Source organism: Xylanibacter brevis ATCC 19188 (assembly GCF_000621725.1).
GTDB lineage: Bacteria > Bacteroidota > Bacteroidia > Bacteroidales > Bacteroidaceae > Prevotella > Prevotella brevis.
Genome location: NZ_JHXM01000010.1, coordinates 77,130 through 90,121, shown reverse-complemented (window position 1 = coordinate 90,121; position 12,992 = coordinate 77,130). Strand labels below are relative to the sequence as shown.

The 12,992-nt window shown below is 46.5% G+C and carries 26 protein-coding genes; all 26 read right to left on the bottom strand.

Annotation, left to right across the window (positions count from 1 at the left end):
- Positions 1–40 precede the first annotated feature (40 nt).
- Positions 41–1,033 carry a DNA-directed RNA polymerase subunit alpha gene (locus tag T433_RS0106850; protein ID WP_027448997.1) on the bottom strand — a complete coding sequence of 331 codons (993 nt, stop codon included), beginning with the start codon at positions 1,031–1,033 and terminating at the stop codon, positions 41–43.
- 17 nt (positions 1,034–1,050) lie between these two features.
- Positions 1,051–1,659, bottom strand: coding sequence for a 30S ribosomal protein S4 (gene rpsD, locus T433_RS0106845; RefSeq protein WP_027448996.1), 609 nt, complete (start codon positions 1,657–1,659; stop codon positions 1,051–1,053).
- An 82-nt stretch (positions 1,660–1,741) separates the two neighbouring features.
- Complete coding sequence (gene rpsK, locus T433_RS0106840) at positions 1,742–2,131, bottom strand: 30S ribosomal protein S11 (protein WP_027448995.1); 390 nt, start codon at positions 2,129–2,131, stop codon at positions 1,742–1,744.
- Between the two features lie 37 nt (positions 2,132–2,168).
- A complete protein-coding gene (rpsM, locus tag T433_RS0106835) occupies positions 2,169–2,549 on the bottom strand; it encodes a 30S ribosomal protein S13 (RefSeq protein ID WP_027448994.1) in 381 nt (126 codons plus the stop codon).
- A 116-nt stretch (positions 2,550–2,665) separates the two neighbouring features.
- Positions 2,666–2,782 (bottom strand): 50S ribosomal protein L36, encoded by a 117-nt coding sequence (gene rpmJ / locus T433_RS0106830; RefSeq protein ID WP_009160995.1) that lies wholly within the window; start codon positions 2,780–2,782, stop codon positions 2,666–2,668.
- Between the two features lie 20 nt (positions 2,783–2,802).
- Positions 2,803–3,021, bottom strand: a complete 219-nt coding sequence (gene infA, locus T433_RS0106825) for a translation initiation factor IF-1 (RefSeq protein ID WP_027448993.1) — start codon at positions 3,019–3,021, stop codon at positions 2,803–2,805.
- Positions 3,022–3,030: 9 nt separating this feature from the next.
- Positions 3,031–3,831 carry a type I methionyl aminopeptidase gene (gene map / locus T433_RS0106820; RefSeq protein ID WP_027448992.1) on the bottom strand — a complete coding sequence of 267 codons (801 nt, stop codon included), beginning with the start codon at positions 3,829–3,831 and terminating at the stop codon, positions 3,031–3,033.
- 4 nt (positions 3,832–3,835) lie between these two features.
- On the bottom strand, positions 3,836–5,200 hold the full coding sequence (gene secY, locus T433_RS0106815) for a preprotein translocase subunit SecY (protein WP_027448991.1): 1,365 nt from the start codon (positions 5,198–5,200) through the stop codon (positions 3,836–3,838).
- 7 nt (positions 5,201–5,207) lie between these two features.
- A complete protein-coding gene (gene rplO, locus T433_RS0106810) occupies positions 5,208–5,654 on the bottom strand; it encodes a 50S ribosomal protein L15 (RefSeq protein ID WP_027448990.1) in 447 nt (148 codons plus the stop codon).
- Positions 5,655–5,685: 31 nt separating this feature from the next.
- Complete coding sequence (gene rpmD, locus T433_RS0106805; RefSeq protein ID WP_027448989.1) at positions 5,686–5,862, bottom strand: 50S ribosomal protein L30; 177 nt, start codon at positions 5,860–5,862, stop codon at positions 5,686–5,688.
- 14 nt (positions 5,863–5,876) lie between these two features.
- Entirely contained in the window at positions 5,877–6,389 is a 513-nt protein-coding gene (gene rpsE, locus T433_RS0106800; protein ID WP_027448988.1) for a 30S ribosomal protein S5, read from the bottom strand.
- 6 nt (positions 6,390–6,395) lie between these two features.
- On the bottom strand, positions 6,396–6,740 hold the full coding sequence (gene rplR, locus T433_RS0106795) for a 50S ribosomal protein L18 (RefSeq protein ID WP_027448987.1): 345 nt from the start codon (positions 6,738–6,740) through the stop codon (positions 6,396–6,398).
- Between the two features lie 33 nt (positions 6,741–6,773).
- Entirely contained in the window at positions 6,774–7,343 is a 570-nt protein-coding gene (gene rplF, locus T433_RS0106790) for a 50S ribosomal protein L6 (RefSeq protein ID WP_027448986.1), read from the bottom strand.
- A gap of 14 nt (positions 7,344–7,357) precedes the next feature.
- Positions 7,358–7,753: a 30S ribosomal protein S8 gene (rpsH, locus tag T433_RS0106785; RefSeq protein WP_027448985.1), complete on the bottom strand. Its 396-nt coding sequence runs from the start codon at positions 7,751–7,753 to the stop codon at positions 7,358–7,360.
- A 139-nt stretch (positions 7,754–7,892) separates the two neighbouring features.
- Positions 7,893–8,195: a 30S ribosomal protein S14 gene (gene rpsN, locus T433_RS0106780; RefSeq protein ID WP_027455307.1), complete on the bottom strand. Its 303-nt coding sequence runs from the start codon at positions 8,193–8,195 to the stop codon at positions 7,893–7,895.
- A 5-nt stretch (positions 8,196–8,200) separates the two neighbouring features.
- Positions 8,201–8,755, bottom strand: coding sequence for a 50S ribosomal protein L5 (gene rplE, locus T433_RS0106775; protein ID WP_027448983.1), 555 nt, complete (start codon positions 8,753–8,755; stop codon positions 8,201–8,203).
- Positions 8,755–9,072, bottom strand: a complete 318-nt coding sequence (gene rplX, locus T433_RS0106770) for a 50S ribosomal protein L24 (protein WP_027448982.1) — start codon at positions 9,070–9,072, stop codon at positions 8,755–8,757. Before rplX ends, rplE begins: the two co-directional genes overlap by 1 nt.
- A gap of 20 nt (positions 9,073–9,092) precedes the next feature.
- Complete coding sequence (rplN, locus tag T433_RS0106765; RefSeq protein ID WP_027448981.1) at positions 9,093–9,458, bottom strand: 50S ribosomal protein L14; 366 nt, start codon at positions 9,456–9,458, stop codon at positions 9,093–9,095.
- A gap of 2 nt (positions 9,459–9,460) precedes the next feature.
- Positions 9,461–9,727 (bottom strand): 30S ribosomal protein S17, encoded by a 267-nt coding sequence (gene rpsQ / locus T433_RS0106760; protein ID WP_044109388.1) that lies wholly within the window; start codon positions 9,725–9,727, stop codon positions 9,461–9,463.
- A gap of 2 nt (positions 9,728–9,729) precedes the next feature.
- Positions 9,730–9,924, bottom strand: a complete 195-nt coding sequence (rpmC, locus tag T433_RS0106755; RefSeq protein ID WP_027448979.1) for a 50S ribosomal protein L29 — start codon at positions 9,922–9,924, stop codon at positions 9,730–9,732.
- Positions 9,925–9,929: 5 nt separating this feature from the next.
- Positions 9,930–10,358 (bottom strand): 50S ribosomal protein L16, encoded by a 429-nt coding sequence (gene rplP / locus T433_RS0106750; RefSeq protein ID WP_027448978.1) that lies wholly within the window; start codon positions 10,356–10,358, stop codon positions 9,930–9,932.
- A gap of 17 nt (positions 10,359–10,375) precedes the next feature.
- The gene (rpsC, locus tag T433_RS0106745) at positions 10,376–11,113 is read right to left on the bottom strand and encodes a 30S ribosomal protein S3 (protein WP_027448977.1); all 738 of its coding nucleotides are present in this window, start codon (positions 11,111–11,113) and stop codon (positions 10,376–10,378) included.
- A gap of 4 nt (positions 11,114–11,117) precedes the next feature.
- The gene (rplV, locus tag T433_RS0106740; RefSeq protein ID WP_027448976.1) at positions 11,118–11,525 is read right to left on the bottom strand and encodes a 50S ribosomal protein L22; all 408 of its coding nucleotides are present in this window, start codon (positions 11,523–11,525) and stop codon (positions 11,118–11,120) included.
- A 46-nt stretch (positions 11,526–11,571) separates the two neighbouring features.
- Positions 11,572–11,838, bottom strand: a complete 267-nt coding sequence (gene rpsS, locus T433_RS0106735; RefSeq protein ID WP_027448975.1) for a 30S ribosomal protein S19 — start codon at positions 11,836–11,838, stop codon at positions 11,572–11,574.
- A gap of 22 nt (positions 11,839–11,860) precedes the next feature.
- Positions 11,861–12,688 (bottom strand): 50S ribosomal protein L2, encoded by an 828-nt coding sequence (gene rplB / locus T433_RS0106730; RefSeq protein WP_027448974.1) that lies wholly within the window; start codon positions 12,686–12,688, stop codon positions 11,861–11,863.
- Between the two features lie 5 nt (positions 12,689–12,693).
- The gene (rplW, locus tag T433_RS0106725; RefSeq protein WP_027448973.1) at positions 12,694–12,990 is read right to left on the bottom strand and encodes a 50S ribosomal protein L23; all 297 of its coding nucleotides are present in this window, start codon (positions 12,988–12,990) and stop codon (positions 12,694–12,696) included.
- Positions 12,991–12,992: the final 2 nt, after the last annotated feature.

Sequence of the window (12,992 nt, the reverse complement as noted above, 5' to 3'; positions counted from 1 at the left end):
TTCCAATTCTCAATTGTCAATAATGAATTGTCAATCAAAATTATTCCTTGTCCAGTTTATACTTGGTAATGTCGGTTCCAAACGACAGATTCAGACTCTCTAGCAAATCATCAAGCTCAGTGAGCGATTTCTTACCAAAGTTACGGAACTTCAAGAGATCTGTCTTGTTGTACTGTACGAGATCACCGAGTGTCTCAACATCAGCAGCCTTCAAGCAGTTGAGAGCACGAACGCTGAGGTTCATATCAACAAGCTTAGTCTTCAGCAACTGACGCATGTGCAGTACTTCCTCATCAAACTCCTGATTAACCTCACTCTCGTTATTCTCAAGTGTGATCTTCTCGTCAGAGAACAGCATGAAGTGATAGATAAGGATCTTAGCAGCCTCTTTCAGAGCCTCCTTTGGGTGAATGGAACCGTCCGTTGTTACTTCGAGTACGAGCTTATCGTAGTCGGTCTTCTGCTCAACACGATAGGGCTCAACTGCGAACTTAACGTTACGGATTGGGGTGTAGATAGAATCAATGGGAATTACATTGACATCTGTGCAGAACTCACGGTTCTCCTCAGAAGGAACATAGCCACGACCTTTATTAATGGTCAGATCTATCTGCATTGAAGCTTTAGCGTCGAGATGACAAATCACCAAATCGGGATTTAACACTTCAAATCCAGTCAGATACTTGCCTATATCACCAGCCTTAAATTCAGTAGAATTCTCAACGGTGATGCTGACTTTTTCGTTCTCGAATTCTTCTACTACTTGACGGAACCTTACTTGCTTCAGGTTCAGGATAATATTGGTTACATCTTCCTTAACACCAGGAACTGACGAGAACTCATGCTCAACACCCGTGATACGAATGGTGTTGATAGCATAACCCTCGAGCGATGAAAGGAGTATGCGGCGCAAGGCGTTACCGATGGTTACACCAAAGCCAGGCTCCAACGGACGGAATTCGAACTTGCCGAATCGGTCGTTGGCTTCCAACATTACCACTTTATCGGGTTTTTGAAATGCTAATATCGCCATTAACTTAATGATTTTTATTAGTTCTTAGAGTACAACTCAACGATTAACTGCTCCTTAATATTCTCGGGGATGTCAGCACGCTCAGGCTTGTGAAGGAACTTACCTGCCTTCTGCTGCTCGTCCCACTCGATCCAGGGGTACTTGCTGTGGTTGAAGCCAGCCAATGCGTCAGCGATAACCTCGAGAGACTTAGCCTTCTCACGAACACCAACTACCATACCAGGCTTTACAGCAAATGAAGGAATATTAACTACCTTTCCGTCAACAACAATATGACGATGGCCTACCAACTGACGAGCGGCTGCACGTGTAGGAGCGAGTCCCATACGGAATACCACATTGTCAAGACGGCTCTCCAAGTTCTGAAGCAGCACCTCACCGGTGATACCCTCAGCCTTAGCGGCCTTCTCAAACATGATGCGGAACTGGCGCTCGAGCACACCATAAGTGTACTTAGCCTTTTGCTTCTCTGCCAGCATGACTGCATACTCCGACTGCTTGCGGCGGCGGTTATTGCCATGCTGTCCAGGAGGGAAGTTTCTCCTAGACAAAACTTTGTCCGGTCCGTAGATGGCTTCGCCAAAACGGCGGGCAATTTTAGATTTCGGTCCAATATACTTTGCCATAATATCTTAGATAATTTTCTTTAAATAATAAAATGATAGGTTTAACTCTGTCCTTTAAGCGGTGAAAGTCGAAACCAAATAATTATACGCGACGACGCTTTGGAGGACGGCAGCCATTGTGTGGCAATGGAGTAACGTCAACGATCTCCATAACCTCAATACCAGCGCCATGGATAGCACGGATAGCTGACTCACGACCGTTACCGGGACCCTTTACGTAAGCCTTAACCTTACGCAGACCCAGGTCGAATGCAACCTTAGCACAGTCCTCAGCTGCCATCTGAGCAGCATAAGGAGTGTTCTTCTTAGAACCGCGGAAACCCATCTTACCTGCAGATGACCAAGAGATGATCTGACCCTCGTCATTTGCCAAAGATACAATAATATTATTGAAAGAACTGTGAACATGAAGCTGACCTACTGCGGTAACCTTCACATTTCTTTTCTTTGAAGTGACTGTTTTCTTTGCCATAATTCTTTTAAACTTTAAACTCGTTAAACTTTAAACTTTACTTCGTGGCCTTCTTCTTATTAGCAACAGTCTTCTTCTTACCCTTACGAGTACGAGCATTGTTCTTAGTGCTCTGACCGCGTACAGGAAGACCATTACGATGGCGGACTCCACGATAGCAACCAATATCCATCAGTCGCTTGATGTTCAACTGGATCTCTGAACGGAGATCACCTTCAACTTTGAATTCAGCGCCGATGATTTCACGGATTTTGGCTGCCTGGTCGTCATTCCACTCGCTGACCTTCAGGTCGCGGCTAACGCCTGCCTTATCCAATATCTTTGCTGAACTACTTCGACCTATACCATAGATGTAGGTCAATGCGATTTCGCCACGCTTATTCTGGGGCAAATCTACTCCAACAATTCTTATTGCCATTTGTTAAATAAATGAATAAAAAAATAATGTTTAAATTTCGAAATTTGCTAAAAAGCATGCAAAGGTAAGGAAATAAATTGATATCTCCTTACTTTTTGCTGCTTCTTTAACTTTTTTTAGCCCTGACGCATCTTATACTTAGGGTTTTTCTTGTTGATAACGAACAGACGACCCTTGCGACGTACAATCTTACAGTCTGGGGTACGCTTCTTCAACGATGCTCTTGTCTTCATATCTTTGAGTAATGATTTTATTATTTGTATCGAAACACAATTCGTCCCTTAGTCAGATCATATGGACTCATTTCAACTTTCACTTTGTCGCCAGGAAGAATACGAATGTAGTGCATACGCATCTTACCAGAAATGTGAGCGATGATCTGTACACCGTTCTCAAGTTCTACGCGGAACATTGCGTTCGAGAGGCTCTCGACGATTGTTCCGTCTTGCTCTATTGCGGATTGCTTTGCCATGCTTTGCTTTTAGTAAAGTTTACCTTCAAATGTTTCAACTTCTTCGAAAGAAGAAAGGATCTCAGCTTGTCCTCGTCTGATTGCAATAGTATGTTCGAAATGTGCGGCTGGTTTTCCGTCGCGTGTGCAAACACTCCAACGATCGGGTTTTAGGTAGATTTCGCGACTTCCCATTGTAATCATAGGTTCGATAGCGATACACATACCAGCTTTCAACATTACACCATTACCACGGCGACCATAGTTAGGAACCTGTGGATCTTCATGCATCTCGCGTCCGATGCCATGTCCTGTCAGTTCACGAACAACTCCGTAACCTTCAGCTTCACAGTGGTCTTGCACTGCGCTACTGATGTCACCGAGATGTCTGCCTGCAACTGCGTTCTCTATACCTTTATATAAGGACTCCTTAGTGATACGAAGTAACTTCTTAATCTCATCACTGACCTCGCCTACACAGAAAGTGTAACAAGAGTCACCGTTGAAACCATTGAGAAGTGTTCCACAATCGACCGAGATAATATCACCATCTTTAAGAACAGTCTCCGCATCGGGAACCCCGTGAACGACAACGTCATTGACCGAGGTGCAGATGCTGGCAGGAAACGGCCCTCCATAGGGATTAGGGAAACCCTTAAAGGTAGGTATGGCCCCATGGTCGCGAATAAATTCGTCGGCCACTTTATCCAACTGGAGGGTCGTTACACCAGGTTTTATATGTTGAGCCAATTCGCCAAGCGTCTTACCAACGAGTTGGTTAGCCTGACGCATCAACTCTATCTCTTCTTCTGTCTTCAGAAATATCTTCATCAGCTTAGTAGGCTGCTACACCACCGCGACCATGAATACGACCTGAGTTCAGCAGGCCATCATAGTGGCGCATGAGCAAATGACTTTCAATCTGCTGCAGCGTATCCAACACCACACCAACGAGGATAAGCAAAGATGTACCACCGAAGAACTGTGAGAACTCGTCCTTTACATCGAGCAAGCTTGCGAATGCAGGCATGATAGCGATGAAAGCGATAAACAGAGAGCCAGGCAGAGTAATGCGCGACATAACTGTATCGATGAATTCAGCAGTATCTTTACCAGGCTTAACACCAGGAATGAAGCCATTGTTACGCTTCATATCCTCAGCCATCTGCGTAGGATTCAAGGTGATTGCAGTGTAGAAATACGTGAATGCGATGATGAGAACAGCAAAGACAGTATTATACAGCCAGCTGTGGTGATCAAGCATATTACGCATGAACCAGCTTGCATTGTCAGGATTCGAATACTGAACCACTGCCAAGGGGATGAACATCAAAGCCTGAGCAAAGATGATAGGCATCACATTAGCTGCGAACAACTTCAGAGGGATGTACTGACGTGCACCACCATACTGCTTGTTGCCAACCACACGCTTAGCATACTGTACGGGAACTTTGCGAACACCCTGTACCAACAGGATAGAAGCGCAAACTACAGCGAGAAGAATAAGCATCTCGATAAGGAACATCACCAGACCGCCACCAGTTACAGAAGCGAAGCGTGAACCTACTTCCTGAGCAAAAGCTCCTGGGAGACGAGCGATAATACCGATCATAATGATCATCGAGACACCATTACCAATACCCTTGTCGGTGATGCGCTCACCAAGCCAGAGGATAAACATACTACCAGCAGCCAAGATGATGGTTGCAGGAATCATGAATGCCATCCAACTGATACCGTCGGTAAGAGCAGGACCAACCTGCATTCTCAGATTAATGAGGTAGCTCGGTGCCTGAAACAGCAGGATTGCTACTGTCAGGTACCGAGTGTACATACTAATCTTTTTGCGGCCACTCTCGCCTTCGCGCTGCATCTTCTGGAAATAAGGTACAGCCACAGCGAGAAGCTGCATTACGATAGAAGCAGAGATGTAGGGCATGATTCCCAAGGCAAAGATAGATGCCTGAGAGAATGCACCACCCGAGAACATGTCGAGGAGAGACATCAGACCTTCCTTGGTCTGTCCACCAAGACCGCCACCGGCCTCGTTCATGCTCTTTAAGATACCATAGTTAATACCAGGGAGCACGATTTTTGAACCAAAGCGATAAATCGCTACGAAAAGGACGGTGATGAGGAGACGCTGACGGAGATCCTCAATCTTCCAAATGTTCTTAAGGGTATCTATAAACTTCTTCATGTTTAGTTTAGATTATTGTTGCGGTTCCACCTACTGCTTTGATAGCCTCTTCTGCGGTCTTAGAGAAAGCGTTAGCTACTACTTCGAGCTTAGCCTTCAGCTCACCGTTGCCAAGAACCTTTACAAGCTCCTTGCCATTGGTAAGACCAGCTGCTACCAGCTCGTCAACACCAATCTTGGTGAGATTCTTCTCCTCTGCAAGCTTCTGCAGAGTAGAGAGGTTGACAGCAAAGTACTCCTTGTGGTTGATATTCTTGAAACCAGCCTTAGGAACACGACGCTGCAGAGGCATCTGACCACCTTCAAAACCAATCTTTCTCTTATAACCTGAACGAGCCTTGGCACCCTTGTGACCACGGGTAGAGGTACCACCCAGACCAGAGCCTGGACCGCGACCGATTCTACGACGTGAATGTGTAGAGCCCTCTGCAGGTTTCAATGTATTCAGTTTCATGATAGAATTCTGTTTAAATTGTTATTACTGTTTAGTCAATAACGGCCACCAGATGATGAACCTTGCGAATCATACCGCGGACAGCGGGAGTATCTTCCTTCTCAACCACCTGAGAGATCTTGCGAAGTCCAAGGGCCTCGAGGGTACGCTTCTGGTCAACGGGATAACCGATCTTACTCTTAATCTGCTTAATCTTAATTGTTGCCATAGTCTATTCTCCTTTTATCCTCTAAATACTTTTTCCATACTGATACCACGAGTACCTGCTACAGTGTAAGCGTCGCGCATCTGGCTCAGTGCCAAGATTGTAGCCTTCACCAGGTTGTGGGGGTTAGAAGAACCCTTTGACTTAGCGAGCACGTCCTTAACACCAACGCTCTCGAGCACAGCACGCATAGCACCACCGGCAACAAGACCGGTACCGGCAGCAGCGGGCTTCAGGAATACCTGAGCACCACCGAAGCGAGCTTCCATCTCGTGGGGAATAGTACCTTTAAGAACAGGTACCTTCACAAGGTTTTTCTTAGCAGACTCAACGCCCTTGGCAATGGCAGCAGTTACCTCACCTGCCTTACCGAGGCCCCAGCCAATGATACCGTTGCCGTCGCCGACAACAACAATAGCTGCGAATGTAAAGGTGCGACCGCCCTTTGTTACCTTAGTAACACGGTTGATGGCAACCAGTCTGTCTTTCAGTTCAACGTCACTATTTACTTTAACTTTGTTCATTGCCATAATCGTTTAGAAATTAAGTCCACCTTTACGTGCTCCATCAGCGAGAGACTTTACGCGACCATGATACAGATAACCGTTACGGTCGAAGACTACTGCCTTCACGCCAGCTTCCTGTGCCTTAGCTGCAATCATCTCACCAACCTTCTCAGCCTGCTCAATCTTAGGCATAGCCTCAAGACCGAGTGAAGAAGCAGAAGCAAGAGTTTTACCTTCCAAATCATTAATCACCTGAACGTAGATCTGCTTGTTGCTGCGGAAAACGCTCATACGGGGACGCTCGGCAGTACCGAGAACGTTCTTACGAATTCTATATTTAATTTTGATTCGTCTTTCTACTTTCTTTGTTGTCATAATCTTTTAAATGTTAAGCATTAATTAATAAGATTACTTAGCTGAAGCTGACTTACCCGACTTACGACGGATAACTTCACCCTTGAACAAAATACCCTTTCCTTTGTAAGGCTCAGGCTTGCGGAACGAACGAATCTTTGCGCAGATAAGACCGAGCAGCTGCTTGTCGGCACTCTCAAGAACGATCTGAGGGTTTTGGTTACGCTCTGACTTGGTCTCAACCTTAACTTCCTTAGGAAGCTGAATGAAAATGGGGTGTGTATAGCCCAGCGCAAACTCAATAACGTTACCCTGGTTAGAAACACGGTAACCAACACCAACAAGCTCCATCTCCTTCTTGTAGCCCTCGCTTACACCAACAACCATATTGTTGACGAGTGCACGATAGAGGCCGTGGAAAGCCTGCTTCTGTTTGATATTCACGGGACTTTTCTCATCGATTTCGAAGGTAACGTGACCATCTTCAATCTTTACGAGAATCGACTTGTCGACTTTCTGTGAAAGCTCGCCCTTGGGACCCTTAACGGTTACTACGCCGTCCTTATCCTGTGCTACAGTAACGCCAGCGGGAATACTAATTGGCAATTTTCCTATTCTTGACATATGCTATCCTCCAATTAATAAACGTAGCAAAGAACCTCACCGCCAATCTTCTGCTGTGCGGCCTCTTTGTCTGTCATTACACCTTTAGACGTGGATAAGATTGCGATACCCAGTCCGTTAATTACTCTCGGCATGTCTTTGTAACCAGTGTACTTACGAAGACCTGGTGTTGACACACGTTTCAAGAACTTGATGGCGTTCTCTTTTGTTACAGGGTCGTACTTCAAAGCAACCTTGATAGTACCCTGAGGGCCATCCTCGATGAACTTGTAGTTCAGAATGTAGCCTTTCTCGAAGAGGATCTTAGTAATCTCCTTCTTCAAGTTTGAAGCTGGTACTTCAACAACACGGTGATGAGCCATGATTGCGTTTCTCAACCTCGTCAGAAAATCTGCTATTGGATCTGTCATAAAATAAAATTGTTTAATTAATCGGGACTCCCCCGACAATATTAAATAAAAAATCTCTTCGTTTGCATGAAGGCCTTTAACTATTGGCCATTGGCTGTTATTAAAACAACCAATGCCAACAGTTTATTTCCTTAGCCTATTACCAGCTTGCCTTCTTCACTCCAGGAATCAGACCGCTTGATGCCATCTCACGGAACTGAATACGAGAGAGACCGAACTGGCGCATGTATCCTTTGGGACGGCCCGTAATCTTGCAGCGGTTGTGCAGACGGATGGGGTTAGCGTTCTTGGGGATAGCCTGCAGCTTGCGAGCAGCCTCGTAAGCCTCTGCAGCGTCTTCGCTGGTGGCGATGATCTTCTTCAGAGAAGCACGCTTCTCAGCATAACGGGCAACGAGCTTAGCACGCTTCACTTCGCGAGCTTTCATTGATTCTTTTGCCATATCTCTTAATCGTTTTTAGCGTTCTTGAATGGGAGACCGAAAGCCTTCAGCAGAGCATAACCTTCCTCGTCGGTCTTAGCCGTTGTAACGAAGGTGATGTTCATACCCTGGATGCGATCTACTGAATCGATATTGATCTCGGGGAAGATAATCTGCTCCTGGATACCCAGTGTGTAGTTACCACGACCATCGAACTTACTCTCGATACCCTTGAAGTCACGAATACGAGGCAGAGCGATGCGAACCAGACGCTCCAAGAACTCGTACATGCGCTCACGACGCAGTGTAACCATTACGCCGATAGGCATCTTCTTACGAAGCTTGAAGTTAGCGATATCCTTCTTAGAGTAGGTAGCCACAGCTTTCTGACCAGTGATGGTAGAAATCTCGTTGATAGCCACCTCAATAATCTTCTTATCCTGAGTAGCATCACCCAGACCCTGGTTGATGACGATCTTCTTCAGGACAGGAATCTGCATAGCAGAACTATAGTTGAACTGCTTCATCAATGCTGGAGCAATCTGCTCAGCATAGGTCTTCTTAAGTTGTGCTGTATTCATTACTTAATCTCCTCTCCTGACTTTTTGGCAACACGAATTACGTTCTTACCCTCGTGCTTGATAGCAACGCGAGTAGCCTTACCGCTCTTCGGGTCGATCAGACTTAAATTAGAAATATGGATGGGAGCCTCAACCTTCTCGAAGCCACCCTGAGGATTCTTGGCGCTGGGCTTTGTGCTCTTGTTGACGTAGTTGATACCCTCAACAATAGCACGCTGCTTTTCTACCAAGACCTTCAGCACCTTACCAGTCTTGCCCTTGTCCTCACCGGCCAGAACCATGACGGTATCGTTTTTCTTGATATGTAACTTGCTCATTACTTTTAAATCTTTTAATGTTAAAGAACCTCAGGTGCCAAAGATACAACCTTCATGTTAACTGCACGAAGCTCACGGGCTACAGGGCCGAAGATACGGCTACCGCGAAGCTCACCAGCATTGTTCAGCAGAACACAGGCATTGTCGTCGAAACGGATATAAGAACCATCGGGGCGACGAATTTCCTTCTTTGTGCGAACAATCAGAGCCTTTGATACTGCACCCTTTTTCACGTCACTCGTAGGGATAGCGTTCTTGATAGCAACAACGATCACATCACCTACGCTGGCATAGCGGCGGCGGGTACCACCCAACACGCGGATGCAGAGAGCCTCGCGTGCGCCGCTGTTATCAGCTACTGTAAGTCTTGATTCTGTCTGTATCATATTTACTTAGCTTTTTCAACGATTTGTACTAATCTCCAGCGCTTTGTCTTTGACAGAGGGCGGGTTTCCATAATGAGTACGGTATCACCTACCTGGCACTCATTCTTCTCATCATGTGCATGGTACTTCTTCGTCTTCTGGACGAACTTACCATAAATAGGGTGCTTCTCCTTGAACTTAGCAGCGATAACAATGGTTTTATCCATTTTGTTGCTGATAACGACACCCTGTCTTGTCTTTCTTAAATTTCTTGTTTCCATCTGGACCATTGTTATTTGTTAAGTTCTCTCTGACGGAGCTCCGTCTTCATGCGTGCAATGTCACGACGTGCAGCCTTAATCAGTGAGGGGTTCTCCAGCGGAGTGACGTTGTGATTGAACTTCATCTGGTTGAACTTGGCAACCTCAGTCTCAATGCGCTCGGCCAATTCCTTGGTCTCGAGTTCCTTAATTTCCTTCGTCTTCATACTAATTAAGCGTTTTTATCGTAGTCACGTCTTACAACAAACTTGGTCTTTACGGGCAGCTTCTGGGCACCGAGACGCAGAGCCTCTTTAGCCACATCGAAGGGAACGCCCTCTACCTCGAAGAGGATACGGCCTGGAGTCACAGGTGCAACCCATCCTGCGGGATCACCCTTACCTTTACCCATTCGGACGTCAGCAGGTTTGCGAGTGATGGGTTTGTCGGGGAAGATGCGGATCCATACCTGACCTTCACGGTTCATGTAACGGTTGATGGCAACACGAGCTGCCTCAATCTGACGGCTGTCAATCCATTTAGCATCAAGAGTCTTAATGCCGAAAGAACCGAAAGCCAATGTCGTACCTCTGTGGGCGTTGCCTTTATTGCCACGTCCGTCTTGAGGTCTTCTATATCTTACTCTCTTTGGCTGTAACATGATAGCTTCTCTTTCTTTTAACGGTTATTATTCTTCTTACCACCACGGAACTTACGGCCACCATTGTTACCGCCGTTGTTACGGCCACCTTGCTGCTTCTCCTGAGAGAAGTTAGGAGTGAGGTCTACCTTACCGTAGATTTCGCCACGGCAAATCCAAACCTTGATACCCAGCAGTCCTACCTTGGTAAGAGCTTCTGCCTGGCAGAAATCGATGTCAGCACGGAAAGTGTGCAGAGGAGTACGACCCTCTTTCAGCATCTCGCTACGTGCGATTTCTGCACCATTCAGACGTCCTGAGATCTGAACCTTGATACCCTCGGCACCAGCGCGCATTGTGTTAGCAATAGCCTGCTTGATAGCACGACGATAAGCAATCTTGCCCTCGATCTGGCGAGCGATGTTTGTGGCAACGATTGTGGCATCCAGCTCTGGACGCTTAACTTCGAAAATATTGATCTGAACGTCCTTGTCGAAGAGCTTCTTCAGCTCGTCCTTCAAGTTATCGACGTCCTGTCCACCTTTACCAATGACGATACCCGGACGAGCCGTGCAAATAGTAATGGTAATCAGCTTCAGTGTGCGCTCGATGAAGATCTTCGAAACGCTAGCCTTAGCCAAACGCTCGTTGAGATACTTACGGATCTTCTGGTCTTCAACCAGGTTGTCTCCGAAGTCCTTACCACCGAACCAGTTTGACTCCCAACCTCTAACGATACCCAGACGGTTGCTAATTGGATTTACTTTCTGTCCCATTCTATTATTCTTTTACGTCGTTAGTTTTAGCGTCAACAAACAGAGTGACGTGGTTACTGCGCTTGCGGATGCGATAGCCACGACCCTGAGGTGCGGGACGCATGCGCTTCAGTGTAACACCCTCGTCAACGAAGGCGCGAGTGATGAACAGTTCGCCAGCTTCAGCCTTGCGATCGTTCTTCTGCTCCCAGTTATTAATAGCTGAGCGGAGAAGCTTCTCCACATCAGCTGCAGCAGCCTTCTTTGAGAAGCGCAGCACACCAAGTGCGCGGTTCACCTCCATGCCGCGAATCATATCAACGACATAACGCATCTTGCGTGGAGAAGAAGGACAGCCTTTCAGCTTTGCAAAATACTGTGTCTTAAGAGCTGCTTTTCTTTCTTCAGCCTTAATATGTTTTCTTGCTCCCATTGTAATTCTTAATTCTAATTTTTAATTCTTAATTCACCCTGGGGCATTACTTCTTATTACCGGCGTGACCACCGAAGCGACGTGTGGGTGCGAACTCACCGAGCTTGTGACCTACCATGTTCTCAGTAATGTAAACAGGGATAAATTTGTTACCGTTATGAACTGCAACAGTGTGTCCCACGAAATCGGGGGAAATCATTGATGCTCTGGCCCAAGTCTTTACGACGTTCTTCTTGCCGCTCTCATTCATAGCGAGAACTTTCTTCTCGAGAGCAACGTTGATATAAGGACCTTTCTTTAATGAACGACTCATAATTTAACTCTTGATTTCTTGTTTACTTCTTGTTAGCTCTTTCAATGATGTACTTGTTTGAAAGCTTCTTAGGTGCACGTGTCTTCAGACCCTTAGCGTACAGACCCTTACGTGAACGTGGGTGTCCACCAGACTGACGGCCTTCACCACCACCCATTGGGTGATCGTGGGGGTTCATAACAACACCACGGTTGTGAGGACGACGTCCCAACCAGCGAGAGCGACCAGCCTTACCTGATGCCTCCAGCGCGTGGTCAGAGTTACCCACAGCACCTACGGTAGCCTTACAAGCAGAAAGCACCTTACGTGTCTCTCCTGAGGGGAGCTTAATCACGCAGTAGCTTCCTTCGCGAGAAGTCAACTGAGCAAAATTACCTGCCGAACGAACGAGCAGAGCACCCTGTCCAGGACGGAGCTCAATGTTGTGAACTACCGTACCTACGGGGATGTTGGCGAGCGGAAGGGCGTTACCAATCTCAGGTGCTGCCTCAGCTCCAGACATCAGAGTCGTACCAACCTGCAGTCCATTAGGAGCAATAATGTAACGTTTTTCACCATCTGCATAGTAGAGCAGAGCAATGCGAGCTGAACGGTTAGGATCGTACTCGATTGTCTTTACTACAGCAGGAACACCATCTTTCTCTCGCTTGAAGTCGATCAGACGATACTTCTTCTTGTGGCCGCCACCCATGTAGCGAACGGTCATCTTACCGGTGTTGTTTCGACCACCGGTTGAACGCTTACCGTAAACGAGAGACTTCTCTGGCACGGATGCAGTAATATCCTCGAACGTGCCAATAATTTTGTGTCTTTGACCCGGAGTTACGGGCTTTAATTTACGTACTGCCATTTCTATTAATCAATATTGCTGTAAAAATCAATTTCCTCACCCTCTTTCAGAGTGACAATAGCCTTCTTGAAGGCATTCTTCTGTCCCTTCACGAGACCTGCCTTCGTGTAGCGCTGACTGCGCTTACCTGCATAACGGATTGTGTTTACATCCTCAACCGTTACGTTGTACATTGCCTCGACTTCCTTCTTAATCTCAAGCTTGTTAGCCTCAGGACGTACAACGAAACCATAGCGGTTAGGCTGCTTCTCCGTGATCTTGGTCATCTTCTCAGTGACCAGTGGTTTTACGATAAATGCCATAT

What these genes read in the sequence shown, in the direction of transcription:
- T433_RS0106850 (WP_027448997.1), bottom strand. Translation starts at nt 1,033, where the DNA reads ATGGCGATATTAGCATTTCAAAAACCCGATAAAGTGGTAATGTTGGAA.
- rpsD (WP_027448996.1), bottom strand. Translation starts at nt 1,659, where the DNA reads ATGGCAAAGTATATTGGACCGAAATCTAAAATTGCCCGCCGTTTTGGC.
- rpsK (WP_027448995.1), bottom strand. Translation starts at nt 2,131, where the DNA reads ATGGCAAAGAAAACAGTCACTTCAAAGAAAAGAAATGTGAAGGTTACC.
- rpsM (WP_027448994.1), bottom strand. Translation starts at nt 2,549, where the DNA reads ATGGCAATAAGAATTGTTGGAGTAGATTTGCCCCAGAATAAGCGTGGC.
- rpmJ (WP_009160995.1), bottom strand. Translation starts at nt 2,782, where the DNA reads ATGAAGACAAGAGCATCGTTGAAGAAGCGTACCCCAGACTGTAAGATT.
- infA (WP_027448993.1), bottom strand. Translation starts at nt 3,021, where the DNA reads ATGGCAAAGCAATCCGCAATAGAGCAAGACGGAACAATCGTCGAGAGC.
- map (WP_027448992.1), bottom strand. Translation starts at nt 3,831, where the DNA reads ATGAAGATATTTCTGAAGACAGAAGAAGAGATAGAGTTGATGCGTCAG.
- secY (WP_027448991.1), bottom strand. Translation starts at nt 5,200, where the DNA reads ATGAAGAAGTTTATAGATACCCTTAAGAACATTTGGAAGATTGAGGAT.
- rplO (WP_027448990.1), bottom strand. Translation starts at nt 5,654, where the DNA reads ATGAAACTGAATACATTGAAACCTGCAGAGGGCTCTACACATTCACGT.
- rpmD (WP_027448989.1), bottom strand. Translation starts at nt 5,862, where the DNA reads ATGGCAACAATTAAGATTAAGCAGATTAAGAGTAAGATCGGTTATCCC.
- rpsE (WP_027448988.1), bottom strand. Translation starts at nt 6,389, where the DNA reads ATGGCAATGAACAAAGTTAAAGTAAATAGTGACGTTGAACTGAAAGAC.
- rplR (WP_027448987.1), bottom strand. Translation starts at nt 6,740, where the DNA reads ATGACAACAAAGAAAGTAGAAAGACGAATCAAAATTAAATATAGAATT.
- rplF (WP_027448986.1), bottom strand. Translation starts at nt 7,343, where the DNA reads ATGTCAAGAATAGGAAAATTGCCAATTAGTATTCCCGCTGGCGTTACT.
- rpsH (WP_027448985.1), bottom strand. Translation starts at nt 7,753, where the DNA reads ATGACAGATCCAATAGCAGATTTTCTGACGAGGTTGAGAAACGCAATC.
- rpsN (WP_027455307.1), bottom strand. Translation starts at nt 8,195, where the DNA reads ATGGCAAAAGAATCAATGAAAGCTCGCGAAGTGAAGCGTGCTAAGCTC.
- rplE (WP_027448983.1), bottom strand. Translation starts at nt 8,755, where the DNA reads ATGAATACAGCACAACTTAAGAAGACCTATGCTGAGCAGATTGCTCCA.
- rplX (WP_027448982.1), bottom strand. Translation starts at nt 9,072, where the DNA reads ATGAGCAAGTTACATATCAAGAAAAACGATACCGTCATGGTTCTGGCC.
- rplN (WP_027448981.1), bottom strand. Translation starts at nt 9,458, where the DNA reads ATGATACAGACAGAATCAAGACTTACAGTAGCTGATAACAGCGGCGCA.
- rpsQ (WP_044109388.1), bottom strand. Translation starts at nt 9,727, where the DNA reads ATGGTCCAGATGGAAACAAGAAATTTAAGAAAGACAAGACAGGGTGTC.
- rpmC (WP_027448979.1), bottom strand. Translation starts at nt 9,924, where the DNA reads ATGAAGACGAAGGAAATTAAGGAACTCGAGACCAAGGAATTGGCCGAG.
- rplP (WP_027448978.1), bottom strand. Translation starts at nt 10,358, where the DNA reads ATGTTACAGCCAAAGAGAGTAAGATATAGAAGACCTCAAGACGGACGT.
- rpsC (WP_027448977.1), bottom strand. Translation starts at nt 11,113, where the DNA reads ATGGGACAGAAAGTAAATCCAATTAGCAACCGTCTGGGTATCGTTAGA.
- rplV (WP_027448976.1), bottom strand. Translation starts at nt 11,525, where the DNA reads ATGGGAGCAAGAAAACATATTAAGGCTGAAGAAAGAAAAGCAGCTCTT.
- rpsS (WP_027448975.1), bottom strand. Translation starts at nt 11,838, where the DNA reads ATGAGTCGTTCATTAAAGAAAGGTCCTTATATCAACGTTGCTCTCGAG.
- rplB (WP_027448974.1), bottom strand. Translation starts at nt 12,688, where the DNA reads ATGGCAGTACGTAAATTAAAGCCCGTAACTCCGGGTCAAAGACACAAA.
- rplW (WP_027448973.1), bottom strand. Translation starts at nt 12,990, where the DNA reads ATGGCATTTATCGTAAAACCACTGGTCACTGAGAAGATGACCAAGATC.